The 17,272-nt window shown below is 68.9% G+C and carries 14 protein-coding genes; 8 read left to right on the plus strand and 6 right to left on the minus strand.

Annotation, left to right across the window (positions count from 1 at the left end; all coding sequences use genetic code 11):
- Positions 1-28 precede the first annotated feature (28 nt).
- A complete protein-coding gene (locus AC0685_RS20010) occupies positions 29-616 on the minus strand; it encodes a TetR/AcrR family transcriptional regulator (RefSeq protein ID WP_478226890.1) in 588 nt (195 codons plus the stop codon).
- A gap of 90 nt (positions 617-706) precedes the next feature.
- Here AC0685_RS20010 and AC0685_RS20015 point away from each other — a divergent pair, with 90 nt between their 5' ends.
- Positions 707-1,243, plus strand: a complete 537-nt coding sequence (locus AC0685_RS20015) for a dihydrofolate reductase family protein (RefSeq protein ID WP_478226891.1) — start codon at positions 707-709, stop codon at positions 1,241-1,243.
- Between the two features lie 15 nt (positions 1,244-1,258).
- Here the strand turns inward: AC0685_RS20015 and AC0685_RS20020 are convergent, their stop codons facing one another.
- Positions 1,259-2,464, minus strand: coding sequence for an acyl-CoA dehydrogenase family protein (locus AC0685_RS20020; RefSeq protein ID WP_478226892.1), 1,206 nt, complete (start codon positions 2,462-2,464; stop codon positions 1,259-1,261).
- 189 nt (positions 2,465-2,653) lie between these two features.
- Between AC0685_RS20020 and AC0685_RS20025 the strand changes: the two genes are divergently transcribed.
- Together AC0685_RS20025 and AC0685_RS20030 are read left to right on the plus strand one after the other, a co-directional pair.
- A complete protein-coding gene (locus AC0685_RS20025) occupies positions 2,654-3,148 on the plus strand; it encodes a MarR family winged helix-turn-helix transcriptional regulator (RefSeq protein WP_478226893.1) in 495 nt (164 codons plus the stop codon).
- A 178-nt stretch (positions 3,149-3,326) separates the two neighbouring features.
- Positions 3,327-4,499 (plus strand): MFS transporter, encoded by a 1,173-nt coding sequence (locus AC0685_RS20030; protein WP_478226894.1) that lies wholly within the window; start codon positions 3,327-3,329, stop codon positions 4,497-4,499.
- On the opposite strand, the gene AC0685_RS20035 is transcribed toward AC0685_RS20030, so the two are convergent.
- The 4 genes from AC0685_RS20035 to AC0685_RS20050 are packed head-to-tail and all read right to left on the minus strand — an operon-like array spanning position 4,500 to position 10,066.
- A complete protein-coding gene (locus AC0685_RS20035; RefSeq protein WP_478226895.1) occupies positions 4,500-5,684 on the minus strand; it encodes a GNAT family N-acetyltransferase in 1,185 nt (394 codons plus the stop codon).
- Positions 5,685-5,715: 31 nt separating this feature from the next.
- Positions 5,716-7,416 (minus strand): ABC transporter ATP-binding protein, encoded by a 1,701-nt coding sequence (locus tag AC0685_RS20040; RefSeq protein WP_478226896.1) that lies wholly within the window; start codon positions 7,414-7,416, stop codon positions 5,716-5,718.
- Positions 7,413-9,167 carry an ABC transporter ATP-binding protein gene (locus AC0685_RS20045; RefSeq protein ID WP_478226897.1) on the minus strand — a complete coding sequence of 585 codons (1,755 nt, stop codon included), beginning with the start codon at positions 9,165-9,167 and terminating at the stop codon, positions 7,413-7,415. The genes AC0685_RS20040 and AC0685_RS20045 overlap by 4 nt, the downstream gene beginning before the upstream one ends.
- On the minus strand, positions 9,164-10,066 hold the full coding sequence (locus AC0685_RS20050) for an alpha/beta hydrolase (protein WP_478226898.1): 903 nt from the start codon (positions 10,064-10,066) through the stop codon (positions 9,164-9,166). Before AC0685_RS20050 ends, AC0685_RS20045 begins: the two co-directional genes overlap by 4 nt.
- Positions 10,067-10,162: 96 nt before the next feature.
- Between AC0685_RS20050 and AC0685_RS20055 the strand changes: the two genes are divergently transcribed.
- The 5 genes from AC0685_RS20055 to AC0685_RS20075 form a co-directional block, all read left to right on the plus strand.
- Positions 10,163-11,197: a PucR family transcriptional regulator gene (locus AC0685_RS20055; protein WP_478226899.1), complete on the plus strand. Its 1,035-nt coding sequence runs from the start codon at positions 10,163-10,165 to the stop codon at positions 11,195-11,197.
- Between the two features lie 171 nt (positions 11,198-11,368).
- A complete protein-coding gene (locus tag AC0685_RS20060; protein WP_478226900.1) occupies positions 11,369-12,085 on the plus strand; it encodes a S1 family peptidase in 717 nt (238 codons plus the stop codon).
- Positions 12,086-12,255: 170 nt separating this feature from the next.
- The gene (locus AC0685_RS20065) at positions 12,256-14,067 is read left to right on the plus strand and encodes a VMAP-C domain-containing protein (RefSeq protein ID WP_478226901.1); all 1,812 of its coding nucleotides are present in this window, start codon (positions 12,256-12,258) and stop codon (positions 14,065-14,067) included.
- A 13-nt stretch (positions 14,068-14,080) separates the two neighbouring features.
- Positions 14,081-15,163, plus strand: a complete 1,083-nt coding sequence (locus tag AC0685_RS20070; protein WP_478226902.1) for an AAA family ATPase — start codon at positions 14,081-14,083, stop codon at positions 15,161-15,163.
- Positions 15,164-15,182: 19 nt separating this feature from the next.
- Positions 15,183-17,272 (plus strand): SAV_2336 N-terminal domain-related protein (locus AC0685_RS20075; RefSeq protein WP_478226903.1); only part of this gene is annotated, 2,090 nt, incomplete at its 3' end.

Here is a 17,272-nt window from a genome sequence, read left to right on the forward strand (position 1 = left end):
GGCACGCCGGCGCTGGTGTGCCCAGGGGTCACTTCGCGGTCAAGGGCGCCAAAGCGGCGTCGACCGCGTCGGTGAGCCGGCGCGGATCGGCCTCCGCCCTGGCCACCACGTGCAGGCCCTGCATGACGATGAGCAGGAGCCGTGCCTGCGCCCCGCAGTCGATGTCCGCGCGGACCTCGCCGGACCGCTGGGCGGCTTCGAGTCCTTGCGTGATACCGGTTTCCAGTGCGTCGAATCCACTGTGGACGATCTTTCCCGCGGCTTCGTCTGCGGGTAGCAGTTCGGCGGCGGTGTTGCCCAGCAGGCATCCGCGTCCCGGGGTTTCCCGCGCCGCTTCGAGGACGCTGAGCAGAAGCTCACGCAGATGCGCGAGGACCGGTCCTTCGGCGAGAGTGTCCGCCTGGTTCGCGGCGCCGCCCGCGTAGCGTTCCAGTGCTCGCAGGAAGAGGGCGTGCTTGTCGCCATACGCGGCGTACAGGCTTCCCGGCAGGATGCCGAGGTCCTCCTTCAGATCGCGCATCGACGTGGCCGCGTAACCCCGCCGCCAGAAGACGTCGAGCGCACCCCCGATCACCTGGTCTTCGTCGAAGGAGCGCGGCCGTCCCGTGCGTGGCATGGCGCCATCGTACGACTTCTTGACAGTGCGTTCAAGAAGTGTACCTTGACTTCTTGTTCATTCGTTCAAGAAGTTAACCGAGGAGTTCACATGGGGCGGCTCTTCCTGCACATCAACGTTTCGCTCGACGGGTACATCGCCGACGCCGCGGGCGACATCGACTGGCGGTTCGCCGACGACGAGTTCCAGGGGCATATCGACGAGCTGCTGGAGTCGATCGACGGCATGGCCTTCGGTCGCAAGGCCTATGAGGAACTCGCCGGCTATTGGCCGGCCGCCGGGGACGAGGTCTCGGCCACGCAGCGGCGCCGGATGCACGAACTGCCGAAGTATGTCCTCTCGCGCACTCTCCGAGCCACGAACTGGCACAACTCCCACGTGATCGAAGACGCCTCGGCGCTCGCCGGTCTCGAAGGTGACATCGCGCTCTTCGCCGGGGGAGGGGCCGCGACGTCCGCCGCCGGGCTCGGGCTGTTCGACGAAGTGCGGCTCGTGATGAACCCGGTGCTCCTCGGCGGCGGGACGCGGCTGTTCGATGGCGAGTACGCCGAGACGGCGCTCACGCTCGTTGACGACCGACGGTTCGCTTCGGGCGCGCTGCTGCTCACCTACGCCGTCGCGCGCTAGCCGGCCGCCCGGGGGTCAGGTGTACCAGGTGGGTTCCGGGAGTTCGTTCAGCAGCGCGTACGCACCGACTTCGCGGCGCTTGTAGGCCACCGGATCGTGTAGCGAGTGCGTGCGCAGGTTCCGCCAGAAGCGGTCCAGGCCGTATTTCGTGGCGCTCGCCCGCGCGCCGGTCAGCTCGAAGATCTTCGTGCCGATTTCGAGGCCGGTTTCGATCGCGCGCTGTTTGGCGGCCGCGATGAGGACCGCGACCTCGCCGCGGGCCCCGGGTGTCAGGTCTTCGCGCGGTGCGTGCAGCACGGCGGAGATCGCGGTTCCGGCCTTGTCCGCCAGTGCCTCGGCCGCCCACAGCTTCGACTGGAGATCGCCATAGCCGTCGAGGATGTACCACTCCTCGCCGGCGGAGGTCTTGTTGTCGCCGCCGTACGGCCACGCGCGGGTGCGTTCGCGCGTGTACGCCAGTGCGGTTTCCAGTGCCCCTTGCGCGATGCCCAGGTAGAAGTTGGTGAACACCAGCTGGATCGCCGGGACGTTGAGCGTGTTGTAGGTCAAGGGACGGAACTTCTTATCGACGTAGCCCGCCGCGCTCGCCCACGGGACGCGCACGCCGGAGATGGTCACGCTGCCCGATTCGGTGAGCCGCTGGCCGATGTTGTCCCAGTCGTCGTGGAAGACGATACCGTCCTGTTCGGACGGAACGATGGCGAAGACATGGTCCTCGGTGCCTTCGAGGACACCTTCGAGCACGGTCAGGTCGGAGACCTTGCTGCCGGTGGAGAACGACTTGTGTCCGTTGTAGACGATCTCGTCGCCGTCTTCGGTGATCTTCAGATCGGAGTCACGGGGATTGACCGCGCCGCCGAAGACGAAGTTGTTCCGCGTGTACAGTTCTTCGACCGCTGCGATCTGCTCGTCGGTCGCCGCCAGCCGGGCGGCCCACGCCCAGAGGTAGTGGTAGCCGAGCAGCTGGCCGATCGAGCCGTCGCCGCGCGCGACCTCGCGGATCACGCGGTAGGCGGTCTCCCAGCTCTGGCCGCCACCGCCGTGTTCGACCGGGCCGAGCAGGGTCACCAGGCCGGAATCCTTGAGTAGTCGTACTTCCGCGTAGGGCGTCTCGTTCTCACGGTCCCGCTCGGCGGCGTCCACCGCGAGTTCGGCGGCGACGTCTTTCGCGGCCGCCAGCCATTCACTGGCTGATCGGATCCGGTTCTCGGTCGTGGTCATGGGCGAATTCCGTTCTGTGCGAGGGCGAACGGGGTTTCCGGGCAGGACGGAGCGCCCGGAATTCCCGGGTTTTCACCGAATTGGGCGGACACTGATTCAGGCCGTACGGAGCATGCGTCCGAGTAGAGCAGTGGCGCTACGGGGGTGTCAACGAACGTCCGCGCTCTGGGACCGGGGTAATCTCCGGTCGTGCCGGATCACGTTGATCACATTCTTCGCCAGTGGGCCGAAGCCCGTCCCGACCTGGACGTCTCCCCGATGGCGGTCATCGGGCGGCTGACCAGGCTGACCCGGGTCCTGGAAGGCGAACTGCGCAAGACGTTCGCCCGCCACGACCTCGACCGGTCGTCGTTCGACGTCCTGGCGACCCTGCGCCGGGCGGGCACGCTGACCCCCGCCGACCTGATGCGTTCGGCGATGATCACCTCCGGCGCGGTCACCCAGCGGCTCGACCGGCTCGAACAACGCGGACTGGTGGTCCGCGCGCCCGACGAGACGAACGGCCGCCGCGTGCTGGTCGACCTCACGGAGGAAGGGCGCGAGCTCATCGACCGTGCCCTGCCCGATCATGTGGACACCGAGCATCGGCTCCTGAGCGCGGTCAGCGCCGAGGAACGGGACGAGTTGGCCGCCTTGCTGCGAAACCTGTTGCGGTCACTGGGAGATGTCGCCCTCGACGACTGACGCGCGAACCTTCTCGGGTACTAGTTTGACTTAGCGCTAAGCATCGAATAGCTTAGCGCTAAGAGGTTCGCGGGTCGTCCCGCGCGCCGTCGATCCTTCTGGAGCGAAGCACCCCAGGGGCGGAATCGCCGTGCCCGCAGGGGTTTCTTCGTCATGCTCGTGAATCGAGAGAGAAGAAATGGTCACCCGAACCGAAAACGCGCACTCGACCCTGAAGGGCTGGGCAGGGGTCGCCGCCATCACCGCCAGCCTGTTCGTCTTCCTCACCACCGAACTGATGCCCGTCGGCCTGCTCACCCCGGTGAGTTCCAGCCTGGACATCTCGGTGGGCGCCGCCGGCCTGATGGTCACGCTCTACGGCGTCTCGGCCGGGCTCGGCGTGCCGTTCGTGGTCGCGTGGACGCGGCGGATCAACCGGCGCGTCCTGCTCTCCGCGTTGCTCGCGATCCTGACCGCGGGCAACCTGATCACCGCCCTCGCGCCCGGCTATCCGCTGGTACTGGCGACCCGGCTCGTCATGGGCTTCGCCAACGGCGCGTTCTGGGCCATCGGCGTGGGGATGGCGGTGCGGATCGTCCCCGGCCGCCACGCTAACCGGGCGGCGGCGGTCGTGATGTCCGGTATCTCCGTCGCCACCGTGCTGGGGATGCCGCTGGGCACCGTCCTGGAGCGTCTCGTCGGCTGGCAGGCCACGTTCCTGATCTGGAGCGGGCTCAGCGTCCTGGTCTTCCTCGCCGTGCTCGTCCTGGTCCCGTCCCTGCCGTCGGCGAACGCGGTCCCGGTCCGTGAGGTCTTCGGCCTGCCGCGGGTGAACGCGCGCCTGCGATCGGTCCTGATCACGGTGGTCCTGTTCGTGCTCGGGCACTTCGGTGTCTACACCTTCATCCGGCCCTTCCTGGAAGGCACTTCGTCGGCGTCGCCCGCCTTCGTCACGGTGTGCCTGATCGTCTTCGGTGCCGGGGGAGCCGCGGGGAACTTCGTCGCCGGGTATTTCGTGGCGAAGAACGTGCTCGTCAGCTTCGCGGTCGGAGCGGCCGGGCTCGTGGCGTCACTGTTGCTGCTGCTCGCGATCGGCCACGGGCAGGCGGGGGCGATGATCGCGCTCGTGCTCTGGGGACTGTCCTACGGCGTGGTGCAGCTGAGCCAGCTCACCATGACGCAGCGGTCCGCACCCGACACGTTCGAGGCCGCCATGTCGCTCAACACCTTGGCGTACAACACTTCCATCGCACTGGGCGCGTTGTTCGCGGGATTGCTCGCGGACCACGCCGGGATCACCAGCGTGGTGTGGTTCGGCGTGGTGCTGACCGCGGCGTCGCTGCTGTTCACGGTCGGCACCCGCCGGACCTGATCAGAACCAGTGCAGGCAGTGCGGCGAACGCTCGGTACGGAAGAGAGCGTCGGCGAGCGCGGCCGCACCCGGGTGATGGGCTCGGACGCGTCCGGCCCGCACGAGCAGGCTCGGGGTGGTGCCGCCGAGATAGATCGAGCCCAGGTCGCTCACGTCCAAGGAGAGGTCGGGTTCGCTGTCGGTCGGCACGCAGTCCGCCTCACCGCCCCGGACGGTGAGCAGGTACCGGCCGTGCTCGCCGAGCGCCGGGTCGTCGACGTCGAGGACGAGCTCGCCGTCGGTGGACCAGCCGCGTGCGGTGAGCGCGCGGGGCACGTCCAGCAGCCGCACCCAGAGCCAGTCCGTGTCACCGCCGACTTCGCCGGCGCGGAAGTCCTCGAGCTGCCACCGCAGCGGATGGTCGGGCGGGCAGTGCTCGAACACGACCTCGGTGATCAGGTCGTGTTCGAGCACGAACCGGGCCAGCGCCGTGGACACCTCGTCGTCGACGGCGACGGTCTCGTCGACGGTCAAGGTGCTCGGTTCGGTGAGCGAGTACGAGGCGTACCCGTCCGGAACGCCGTCGGCGTCGCGGTGGACGGCGATGTGGCGCGATGCCCGGGAGATCGGCGGCTGCCCGGCGCCCAAGGACCACCAGCGGTGCGGCCGCGACAGCGCGCCGGGCCGGGCACGGCGATACCGGTCGTAGACCTCCTCCAGGAGCTCGCCGCACTCGGCCCGGCGCAGCACCTCGATCGAGCCACCGGCCGTCCCGCCGGCGAAGGCGGCCCGATGGCGCTGCACCGTCAGACGCCGGGTGTAGGTCGCCGGGCCGTAGCCGAACCGCCGGTAGATCAGCGCCTCCGACGCCAGCAGGACGGAGAGGAACTCGCCCCGCTCCCGGAACTCGGCGAGCTGATGCCGCATCATCGCGCTGAGCACACCCCGCCGCCGGTGCGAGGGCAGGACACCGACGGCGGTCACCCCGGCGGCCGGGACGACGACCTCACCGGGCAGGGTGAGCTCGAAGGAGTACGCGGCGGCCGTGCCGACGGACCGCCCGTCCTCCGTCACCGCGAGCAGGCCGCGGTCCAGTTCGAGCGCGGACCAGGTCTCGCCCGCGGTGTCCGGGAAACGCGCGAACGCGGTGAACATCGTGTCGACGAAGACGTCGCGGTCCTCGGCGGTCGTGGAACGCATCTTCATCGCCACAGTGCATTGCCGTTCGCGCGTGGCGTCAAGCGATTTGCGGCTCGAGGAACCCGGCGTACCGGCCACCGAGCCGGGCCAGCTCGTCGTGGCTTCCCTCCTCCACGATCCGGCCGCCGTCCAGGAAGACCACGTGATCGGCACGTTCGACGGTCCGCAGCCGATGCGCCACCATCACCACGGTCCGGCCCGCCATGAGGCGCTCGATCCCTTCGTGGACGGCCGTTTCGTTGACCGGATCCAGAGCCGACGTCACCTCGTCGAGCACCACGATCGGCGCGTCCTTCAGCAGGGCACGCGCGATCGAGACCCGCTGGCGTTCCCCGCCGGACAGCAGCGCCCCGCCTTCGCCGACGTTCGCGGACCAGCCGCCGGGCAGCCGTTCGATCACCTCGTCCAGCCGGGCCGCCGTCGCGGCGGCGCGCACCTCGGCGTCGCCGGCGTCCGGGCGGCCGAGCCGGATGTTCTCCTCGATCGTGCCGTCGAAGAGGTGGACGTCCTGGAAGACGATCGCGATCCGCGCCATCAGGTCCTCGGTGCTCATCGCGCGGACGTCCACCCCGCCGACGCGCACCGCTCCCGAATCCACGTCGTGGAACCGGGCGAGCAGCTGCAGCACCGTGCTCTTCCCGGCGCCCGAAGGCCCGGCGACGGCCAGCTTCTGTCCTTCGTGGACGGTCAGCGAGAGGCCGTCGAGCACCGTGCGGCCGCCGCGGGTGAAGACGACGGACTCGAATTCGAGGTCGTGCCGCTCCGGCCGGACGGGGTCCGGCGGCTCCGGCAGCGGTTCGGTCCGCAGCAGCGCGTCGAGCCTCGTCAGCACCGTACGCGCGCCGCGGAGCTTGCCGCCGATGTCGGTCAGCGAGAGCAGCGGATCCGCGCAGCGCGCGGCCAGGACGAGGATCGTCAGCACCTCGGGTGCCCCGATGCCCCCGCCGAGCGCGAGGAACGCGCCCAGTACCAGGAGGCCGGTGAACATCGCCTGCACCGTGAACGTCAGCCCCACGACACCGGGCAGCGCCGACAGCGTGGACCGGTGGTTCGCTCGCTGAAGGTCTCGCAGCGAGTCGTCGAGCAACCGGAATCGTTCCGCGGCTCGGCCACCCGCGCGCAGCACCGGCTGCGCCTGCAGATACTCGATGACCCGCCCGGTGGCCTCGTTCCCGCGTTCCGCGGTCTCCTCGTCGGCGGCGGCCATCGAACGACCCGTCCAGACCTGGATGGCCGCCACGACCGGAGCCGCGATCAGCGCGGCCAGCCCCAGCCGCCAGTCGAAGACGAGGATCACGAACACGATCGTCAGCGGGGTGACACACGCGGCGATGAACGGCGCCAGCAGATGCGCGATCACGCCCATCGCCCGCAGGACACCGGGTCCGGCCAGCGACGACACCTCACCGACCCGTTTCCCGCTGTACCAGCCCATCGGCAGCCGGGCGAGATGGTCGCCGAGCCGGTGGTACATCCCGCGCAGCAACGTCGTCCCGGCGCGGAATCCGGAAAGATCGGCGCGGTAACGCAGGATCGCGAACACCGAGAAGGCCGCGCCGAACGCGATCAGCCACGGGACGGCGTCGCCCGGAGTGCTCCCGAGCAGCGCCCGCAGCAGGGGGACCAGCAGCGCGTACGACAGGCCCTCGACGATCGCGGTCGCCGTCATCAGCGCCACGGTGCGCCGCACCGGCGGGGCGTGGTCGGGGCCGAGGACGCTCAGCAACATCCGGATCATCGAGGTTCCCCCAGTGGTTCGGCGGAGCGGTGGGAACGCCAGAAGGCGGCGAACCTCCCGTTCCGCGCCAGCAGCTCCGCGGGTTTCCCGCGTTCGGTGATGGTGCCGTTCTCCAGCAGTACGACGGTGTCGGCGTCGACGACCGTCTCCAGGCGATGGGCGATGACCAGGACCGTCCGGTCGGCGCGCCCCGCCGTCAGTGCCCGGCGCACGGCCAGTTCGGTCCGCGGGTCGGCGAACGCGGTGGCCTCGTCGAGCACCAGGACGGGAGTGTCGGCGAGCAGCGCACGAGCCAGCGAGATCCGCTGCGCTTCGCCGCCCGACAACCCGGTTTCCTCGTGCAGCACCGTTTCGTAGCCGTGCGGTAGTTCGAGGACGCGGTCGTGGATCTGCGCGAGCCGGGCCGCGCGCACGATGTCGTCGAGCTCGGCGTGTGGCACGGCGAGCGCGATGTTGTCCGCGACCGACGCGCGCAGCAGGCGGACGTCCTGGAACACGAAGGAGACCTTGCGGTACAGCTCCCGGCTGCCGATCTCGCGCAGATCGACGCCGCCCAGCAGCACGGAACCGTCCGCCGGGTCGAAGAACCGCGGCAGCAGAGTGACCAAAGTGGACTTCCCGCCGCCCGACGGCCCGACGAGCGCGGTGACCGTCCCCGGTTCGAGCACCAGATCGATCCCGCGCAGGACCTCGCGCTCCGCCTCGTAGCCGAAGCGGACGCCGCGCAGTTCCACCCGATGGCCTCGCGGCGCGACCGGCTTCGACGGCTCCGGCAGCGACGGCACCGCGAGCACTTCGCGGATCCGGCCGGTGGCGCGACGGGCGGCCTGGAGTTCGTCGAAGCCGTGGCCGAGCGCGGCCACAGGCGCGGTCAAGCCCAGGCCGAGCACCAGGAACGGCAGGAGATCGACCGGGGCGAGGCCGCCACCGGTGATCAGGAGCGTGCCGCCGATCAGGACCACCAGCAGGACGAACGGCGGCGACAGCGCCAGTTGCATCCCCGCCGCCGGCCCGGCCATACCGTGCACCCACCGGGTGAAGGTGGCGACGAAGGCGTCCGCGGCGGTGCGGAACCTGCGATGGGCACGGCCCGCGCCGCCGAACGCCTTGACCACGGCGATGCCCTGGACGAACTCGACGACCGAATCCGAGATCCCCGCCATTCCCCGGTCGAACTCCTCCTGCTCGCGCAGGCGGGAGGGCGTCATCATCAGCGGGACCAGCGCCACCGCCAGCACCACCGGGATCAGCGTGATCAAGGTGAGCCGCCAGTCGATGGTGAGCAGGTAGACCAGCGACACCAGCGGGACGACGAAGGCCGACACGAGTTCGCCGGGGGTGTGGGCGATGAACGGGTGCACGGCGCCGACGTCCTCGCCGACGACCTTGGCCAGTTCACCGGTGCGGCGGTTCGAGAACCAGCCGATCGGCACCCGTCCCAGACGTGCGGCCAGCAGACGGCGGAACGTGAGCTGGACCCGGCCGTCGAGCAGATGCCCGATCCCGGACGACGCGGCCGTGAGCACCAGCCGGACGAACAGCCCGGCCGCGCCGACGGCCACCGCCGTCCACACCCGGCTCTCGTCGGCCGGGCCGGGCACCAGCAGCGCCCTGCCCAGTTCGACGACCGCCAGCAGCGGCGCCAACCCCGAGATGGCACCGATGATCTGCAGGACGACGACAGCGGCGAAACTCCCGGCGAACGGACGCAGCAGCCCGGCCGTCGTGGGTGTCGCGGTGGGTGCGGTCATGACGAGGCCAGCGCGCGGCGCAGGACGCCGCCGAGTTCGTCGATCTGACGGCGGGACACCTCGGCGGACAGGATGGCCTGCGACCCGTGGAAGGTGCCCGCCCACTGGTGCAGCTCGACCGAAACCCCCGCCTGCAGCAGACGGAGCGCGTACTCGATGTTCTCGTCGCGATTGGGGCAAAACTCGGCGGAGGCCACGTACGCGGGTGGCAGCCCGGAGAGATCGGTGGCCCGCGAAGGGGCGGCATACGGCGAAGGCGCGGGCTTTCCGTCCAGGTAGTGCCCCCACGCTGCGGTGATCTTGGCGCGGTTCATCCATGGCGTGTCGGTGAAGTTCCGCGCCGACCAGGACTCCTGCCGGTCGTCGAGCCCCGGCTGGTTGAGCAGCTGGAAGCAGATCCGGGGGCCGCCTTCGTCGCGAGCTCGCAGTGCCGTCGCGGCCGCGAGCCCGCCGCCCGCGCTGTGCCCGCCGACCGCGATCCGGTCGGGGTCGACGCCGAGTTCGGCCGCGTGCTCGGCCGTCCAGTTCAGCACCGCGTAGACGTCGTCGAACGCGGCCGGGAACGGATTTTCCGGTGCCAGCCGGTACTCGACCGAGATCACTGTCGCGTCGGAGGCTTCGGCGAGCCGCGCCGCCCAAGGATGTTCGGTCTCCAGGTTGCCCATGACCCAGCCGCCGCCGTGCAGCCAGATGATGGCGCCCTGTGCCTCACGCGGCCGGTAGATCCGGATCGGGACGCCGGGTTCACCGGGCACCGTCCGGTCTTCGACCTCCAGGTCCGACGTGTCGGGCTGCGGCACGGACGTGGCGAGTTTCGCGAAGCTCACGCGGTCCGCGACCGGGTCGTCGAGTTTCGCCTGCGGGAACAGGGCGATGAAGGCTTCGAGTTCGGGATCCATGACCACGATCCTTCCGGCTCCGGGGCCGGAGGGCGGCCGCCATCCGTCGCGTGTGATCGCCCCTTCGTGCGACGATCGCCGCGTACGCTCGCGGACATGGAGGCACTGGCCGCGCGGTTGTCGCATCTGGATCCCGACGTCGAAGGCGCGATCCGGGTCGTGATGTTCTACGACACCCTGATGCGGCGGCGGGTCGACCTCCCCGCGCTCGCTCGCGCCACCGCGGGCTTGGCGGAATGCGTGGCGGGCATCCGGCTCCACAGCACGGGACGCACCATCCGCATGGCACCCGACGGCCGCGAAGCCGCGCCGACCGCCGCGCCCGCGCCCATCACGGAGGCGGTCACCCTCGACGACGAGGAGATCGGCACGGTGTGGCTGGAACGCGAGGGAACGCCCGTCGCCCTCGACGAAGCGGTGCTGGACCGGCTCGCGATCGCCGTGGCGACGGTCGTCGAAAGGTACGGACCGGCCCGTACCACCATGGCCGATCCGGCGCTGGTGGAGCTCGTGATCAGTGCCGCCGGCGACGACGCCGCGAGGAGCCGGGCCCTGCGGCTGCTGGGTTTCCCCGCCGACGCGTCGATCAGGGTGGTCGCCGTCCGGTCGGGGCTCCCGCTCGAGAAGATCGGGAACCTGATCTGCCCCGGCCGCCCGGTCAAGGCCGCGTCGCTCACCGACGTCGGCATCATCCTCGCCACCGCGGTGGACCCGGACCGCTTTCCGGAGGACGTCCGGGCGGGGATCGGGGAGACCGGCTGCCCGCATCGGTCCTGGCAGGACGCCAAGACGGCCTTGCGTTTCACGACCGCGCGCCGTCCGGTGATCCACTACGACGACCTCGGAGCGCTGGCCCTGCTCGCGCGGATCCCGGAGGAGGACACGCGGGCCAACGCCGACGTCGTCGCGATCACGAAGCTGGCGGCGGATCCCGAGGATCTGCGGACGCTGGACGCCTACTGCGCCACGGGTTCGGTACGCCAGGCCGCCGATTCCCTGCACCTGCACCACAGCAGCGTCGCGCGACGGCTGACCCAGATCGGCAAGAGCCTGGCCGTCGACCTGACCGACCCGTTCGGGCTGACCAGGGCGAGGCTCGCCCTCACCGCGTGGCGGCTGCTCGGCGAGTGACTACCTAATGATCTTCGGCGCATACTCAAAAACCTTCGCCGCGCGTCATGGAAATAAATAGGTAGCCGACGCGAACTTTCGTCGGTTTCCGGGTTCCCTTGGCACGACACAGAATCAGCGCGTTCGTCCCCACTGAAGCGGCCGGAACCCGCCGCAGAAATGAGTCGGAACATGCGACTGCGCTCTCTTGTCCTGCTGGCCGGTACCGCCTTCATGGCGTTGCTCGGCTCGACCGCCCCCACCGCGACCGCCGCCGAGCCCTCGGGCGTGCAGCCGATGATCATCGGTGGTCAGTACGCGCAGAACGCTCCCTGGGCGGCCCGGCTGTTCGTGAACGGCCAGCAGAACTGCAGCGCGACGATCATCGCGCCGCAGTACATCCTCACCGCGAAGCACTGTGTCGCCAGCAGTGGCAGCTACACGTTCCGGATCGGCAGCCTCGACCAGCAGAGCGGCGGCACGATGGCCACGGCGGCGAGCATCACCCGCCACTCGGGCGCGGACCTCGCCATCGTCCGGCTGACGAGTTCGGTCAACGCCACCTACGCGCCGCTCGGCACCACGAGCAACGTCGCGGTCGGCCAGAACGTCCAGGTCTACGGCTGGGGCGCGACCAGCCAGTGCGGTTCGGAGATCAACTGCCAGTCCCGCTACCTGAAAGTCGCCACCGTCCGGGTCAACTCGGTCAACTGCGGTGACTACCACGGCGGGGTCGCGGTCTGCGCGAACCGCGTCGACGGCATCACCGCCGGCGGTGACTCGGGCGGCCCGATGTTCTCCGGCGGCCGCCAGGTCGGCGTCGCCTCGACCAGCGACCGGTCGAACAACACCGCCTACACCAACATCACCCGTTACCGCAGCTGGATCCAGCAGGTCGCCGGCGTCTGACCGCCTCGTGAGCGGTAAGGACGGTTAGAACCGTCCTTACCGCTCACGAGCCCTAGCACGCTCCCGCCGCACCCTATTTGTCAATTGACACTCACCCTCAGGGCCGATCGACGCGATAATGTGGCGGTCGGCGCCGGTGGGGCGGCGCCGTGGACCTTGGGAGGGGGCCAGTGGCGCGACCGACGCGGGCTCTCGACCGCACGATCGTCGTGGTGGACGTCGTGGGGTTCACCGCGCCGGACCGCAACCGGCTCGACAGACTCGCCGTCCACCAAGGCATGTACGAGGTGCTGAAGACGGCCTTCGCCGAAAGCGGTATCGATTTCGATTCCTGCGCGCACGAGGACCGCGGCGACGGTGTGCTGGTCCTTCTGCCGCCCGGAACGACCAAAAGCCTGGTCGCCGACCTGTTCCCGGATCGCATCGCGGTCGCCCTCCGCCGGTACAACCACACGCGGACGCCGCAGGCGCAGATGCGGCTCCGGGTGAGCTTCAACTCCGGCGAGGTGATCGACGACGGCAACGGGTGGGTCGGGGAAGCGGTCGACATCGCTTTCCGCATTCTGGACGCGCAACAGGCGAAGGACGCGTTCGCGGAATCCGGCCGGATGATCGCGTTCATCTGTTCGCAGCGATTTTTCGCCGACGTCATCGAAAAGGACCCGGGCCTGTTGCCCGAGTCGTACAGTCCGATACCCGTTTCGGTGAAGACCTTCACCGGAACGGCTTATTTACGACTGCACGGAGAAGGTACCGCGACGGTCGCCAAATTCCCCGAACCGGCGGTACCGGCCGCCGAAGACCTGTTTCTGGCCGACCTGGACAGCGCCGTTCTGGAGCTGATCCCCCGCAAGGATCTGGCCGGCCTGCACCGAAGACTGACCCGGCTGGAAGTCCCCCATTTGGCGGTCATGGTGAGCCGCGCGCTCGGCCCCGCGGTCCCCTTGCCCCGGCTGGAGGGCATCACCGACGCGTGGGGTGCTTTCCAGTTGCTCGCCGACTTCAACGCGGGGCCGGACGGTATCCCACCGGCCATGACTTTTCTGGGCCTGCTCGCGGAAAACGTGGACGGCGAGCCCGCGGCCATGATCGCGAACTGGATCGCCGACCAGGCCAGGTCGTTGCGGCTCGGCCCCGCCCTTCTGCATCAGCGGCAGAGCAGGCCACCGATTCCGGAGCGGCCCCATCTGCATCTGTTGATCATGCTCGAACCGGTTTCCGGGGATCCCACGCGGTGCACGCTCGCGTTCTGGCGGCAGGACGATCCGGAGGTCTGGCCGCCGTCACTCGGTGGAGTGCGGGAAATCGGGATAGAAGAGGTCGAGTTCAGGGTCGATGACGTCATCTTGGAGACTGAAGGCGTCTGGTCCGGCCAGAGCGTGTCCGCGTCGGTGGAATTCCTGCTGCCGAGGACGTTGATCAATTTGCCCGTGCAGCGCTGGGCGAAGGAACATGAGACCGGCCATCCCCAGCCGTTGCGCTACGGGTACCGGCTCGGAATACGGTCTTTGGAGAGGATGCGGGCGAGGCATTGGCATCGCGCATGGCATGTTCGCTGGGATTCGATGGTGAAGGACCCCGCCGCCGATCGGCTGCACTATTCCGGGTGCGCGGAGTTCGAGGATCATCCGATCGACGCCATCCTGAGCGACGATCACTGGGTCGGCCTGGTATTGACGAAACCCCCTTCGCCCCAAGCGGAACCGGGCGGCGTGCCGGACGAACTGACGAGCGCGCTCCGCAGCGGCCTTCCGGTGGTGCTCTGGCATCCGGACGCCGAGCCGGAGAACCTGCGCGAGTTGCTCGACTGGGTATTGGCCGCGGACAGCGGTTTTATCGAACTCCCGGATCGCCGCAAACTGGCGAATTCGGGTGCGGCGGTACCGTTCAAGAATTCTCTGGCTCACGATCTGGTGGTAATGTGGGACGACCCGAAACGGGTGATCGTTCTGGACCAACCGTTGATCCCGACTCGACTGTAAGGGGATGCCGCGGATGAGCGGGAACGATCAGGACGCGGCCGTGAACGGCCGGACGCCTCAGCACGACGCACCCGATTGGTGGATCTACCGGGGAACCGGAAGGCCCATTCACGACATCGACCTCGCGCAGTTGCTGCCCGCGCCGCCGCCGTGGCGTTCGTATCGCGGCGACCCGCCACCGGAGAACGACGTGCCGCCGCCGGACGACGGCGAGGCGGAGCGCCGTCTCGGCACCGCGTTCACGCTTTCGGAGCTGACCGTCGACGACGGCGAGCTGAACATGGTCAACGCCGCCCTGTATCTGCGCCGTCCGTTGCTGGTCACCGGAAACCCGGGGACGGGGAAATCCAGCCTCGCGTACCGGATCGCCAGGGAACTCGGTCTCGGCAGGGTGCTGCGCTGGGCGATCACCAGCCACACCGCGCTGAGTTCCGGCCTCTACGGCTACGACGCGATCGGCCGGGTCCAGGCCGCGGCGACCAGTCAGGCGCAGCGCGGCGGCGAGGCGGAAGAACCACCGATCGGCGATTTCGTCCGGCTCGGCCCGCTGGGCACCGTCTTCCTCCCGAGCAGGCTGCCGCGGGTACTGCTGATCGACGAGCTGGACAAATCCGAGGCGGATCTGCCCAACGACCTGCTGTCGGTCTTCGAGGACGGCGAATTCTCCATCGAGGAACTGGCGCGCGTGCGCAACCGGCATCCCGAGGTCACCGTGCACACCGCCGATCCGCAGCGCACCGCGGTGGTCCGCGACGGCAGGATCGCCTGCCACGCCTTCCCGATCATCGTCATGACCAGCAACGGCGAACGGGAGTTCCCGCCCGCCTTCCTGCGCCGCTGCCTCCAATTGCGGATCGAGAACCCGGACGAGGAGCAGCTCGCGGCGATCGTGGCGGGCCATCTGGTCGGCGAGAACGGCGAACACCGGGACAGGCTCATCCGGGAATTCGCCGAACGGAGCAAGGCGGAAGGCGGTCTCCCCACCGACAGGCTGCTCGACGCCGTCTATCTCGCGACGTCGGGCGCGTACCAGCCGGATCAGGAGGCATGGCCGCGGCTGGTGGACGCCCTCTGGCAACGACTGACGGTGCGGTGACATGGAGGGGCCGGGCGGTGTGTCCGACTCGCGTTCCGCCCCGGTGGCGGAGCGGCGGAAGACCGGTTCCCCCCAGGGGGTCGAGCGGTTCGGGTTCGAGGACCTGAGCTGGACCGACGTCGCCGACATCGTGTGGCTGGCCGCGGCCATTTCGCCGCGGCGGGCCGCAGACCGAGCCGAGCCCGACGAGGAGCCGGAGCGGCCTTCCGAGAAAACGCGGATCCGCAATGCTCCCGCCGAACGCGGGGAAAACCCGGAACCTCCCGAGTCGCGGCCGTCGCGGATCGTCGACACCGAGGCGCCCGCCGGGGACGACGGTGAGATCGTCGGGATCGAGGCCGTGCCCGGTGAGCTGCCCGAACCCGCGGTGGACGGCACCGGGCCGGGGGGAGTGGTACTCCTCGAATCGCTGGAGTACTTCCGCGCACTGAGATCACTGAAACGGGAGACGGTGTCGCGGCGACACAACAACGTGGTCCTGGACGAAGTGGCGACCGCCGTCCGGGTCGCGGAGACCGGCCGGTGGTGGCCGGTCACCCGATCGAGAAAAGAGCGCTGGCTGGACCTGACGCTCGTCCTCGACAATGGTCCCTCGATGGCCTTGTGGCGGCCGAGGGTGTCGGCCTTCGTCGAATTACTCCGGCAGGTGGGTGCTTTCCGCACCATTCAGGTCCGGCTGCTGGAAACGGCGAAGGACAGCGAAGAGGGTCTCGTTCTTCGTGGTGGTACGCCCGGCGCGCCCGCCCGCGACCCGGACGAGATCGTGGATTCTTCGGGACGGCGGGCCGTATTGCTGCTGACCGACGGTGTCGGCGATGCCTGGCAGAACAAGGACGCGCTGTACCCGATGCTCGCGCGCTGGGGCAGGCGGATGCCGGTGAGCATCGTCCACCTGCTCCCGCCATGGCTGTGGGGCCGGTGCGGAATGGAGCCGCACAAGGCGTGGTTACGTGTCCCGAACGCGTTGGCACCCAACAGCCGATGGGGTTGCGACCTCGCGGACGCCTGGCTCGAACCGGGCTCGGAAGTGCCCGGCCACCTCGTCCCCGTGCCGATGCTCGAACTGCGGCCACGGTCGCTGGGCTGGTGGGCCGGGCTGATGACCGGCGAGAACACCGGTGCCGTCGAAGGAACGGTCGTCCTCACCGCGGAACGGAGTTCCCGGTCCGATTTCGCGGACCCGCCGGTAACTTTGTCACCCGCCGAAAGAGTGCACAGATTCCGCAGTGTTGCGTCGCCGCCGGCGCTACGCTTGGCGCAGTTGCTCGCGGCGGTACCGGTCCGTCTCGACGTGGCGAAGCTGGTGGGACAACGGTTCGTACCGGAAGCGGGAGTGGAGCACCTCCTCGAGCTTTTGCTTTCGGGGATGATGTACGCTCCCGCACTCAGGGAAGGCAAGTCCACTTGGGACACCGACGGGGTCTTCGCTTTTCCCGAGGCAGTCCGGGAATTGCTGCTCAGTGGCGCGCGACGGTCGGAAACGGCCAGTGTCGTCCGAGTGGCCGCCACCCATTTCGGTGACCGGATCAGGTTGCTCGGTCACCTCCGGGACGCCATCGCCGACCCGAACAACACACCGGATCCAGACCTCACCCGCGAGTCCCCGGCCGATGTGGAATTGGAAAGCGCGCTCATGCGCGCGCTTTCCGGACCGTATCTGTCCCGGGCCGACCGGCTACGGAACGCGGTACGAGGCCGGGGTCTCGTCGCATTCGAATCTGAATCAATAAAGAAGGCTGTGAGCCCAAAAATGCCTGAGACGGCCGAACGTCCACCTGCTTCGACACCTGTGCCACAGGGACGGTCGACTTATCTCAGCGAGCCCGACGCGAACGAACCGACGACCAGGATCGTCCACCCGTCGGCGGCGGACAGTTTCCGGCACTTCCCCGACCGCCAGCCCGACGACCCGCCGCTGATCTTCGGGAACGTCCCCCCGCGGAACCCCAACTTCACCGGTCGCGACGAACTGCTCGACCAGCTCACCAAGCGATTGAGCAGTGGTACCACCGCCGTGCTTCCTTCGGCGTTGCATGGTCTTGGTGGTATCGGTAAGACTCAGATGGCGACTGAGTATATTTATCGGCATCTTCAGGATTATGATTTGGT

The organism is Amycolatopsis sp. NPDC043889 (genome assembly GCF_056435645.1).

Coding starts and splice junctions, on each gene's coding strand:
- AC0685_RS20040 (WP_478226896.1), bottom strand. CDS start 7,416: ATGATCCGGATGTTGCTGAGCGTCCTCGGCCCCGACCACGCCCCGCCG.
- AC0685_RS20010 (WP_478226890.1), bottom strand. CDS start 616: ATGCCACGCACGGGACGGCCGCGCTCCTTCGACGAAGACCAGGTGATC.
- AC0685_RS20050 (WP_478226898.1), bottom strand. CDS start 10,066: ATGGATCCCGAACTCGAAGCCTTCATCGCCCTGTTCCCGCAGGCGAAA.
- AC0685_RS20015 (WP_478226891.1), top strand. CDS start 707: ATGGGGCGGCTCTTCCTGCACATCAACGTTTCGCTCGACGGGTACATC.
- AC0685_RS20070 (WP_478226902.1), top strand. CDS start 14,081: ATGAGCGGGAACGATCAGGACGCGGCCGTGAACGGCCGGACGCCTCAG.
- AC0685_RS20030 (WP_478226894.1), top strand. CDS start 3,327: ATGGTCACCCGAACCGAAAACGCGCACTCGACCCTGAAGGGCTGGGCA.
- AC0685_RS20055 (WP_478226899.1), top strand. CDS start 10,163: ATGGAGGCACTGGCCGCGCGGTTGTCGCATCTGGATCCCGACGTCGAA.
- AC0685_RS20045 (WP_478226897.1), bottom strand. CDS start 9,167: ATGACCGCACCCACCGCGACACCCACGACGGCCGGGCTGCTGCGTCCG.
- AC0685_RS20060 (WP_478226900.1), top strand. CDS start 11,369: ATGCGACTGCGCTCTCTTGTCCTGCTGGCCGGTACCGCCTTCATGGCG.
- AC0685_RS20020 (WP_478226892.1), bottom strand. CDS start 2,464: ATGACCACGACCGAGAACCGGATCCGATCAGCCAGTGAATGGCTGGCG.
- AC0685_RS20035 (WP_478226895.1), bottom strand. CDS start 5,684: ATGAAGATGCGTTCCACGACCGCCGAGGACCGCGACGTCTTCGTCGAC.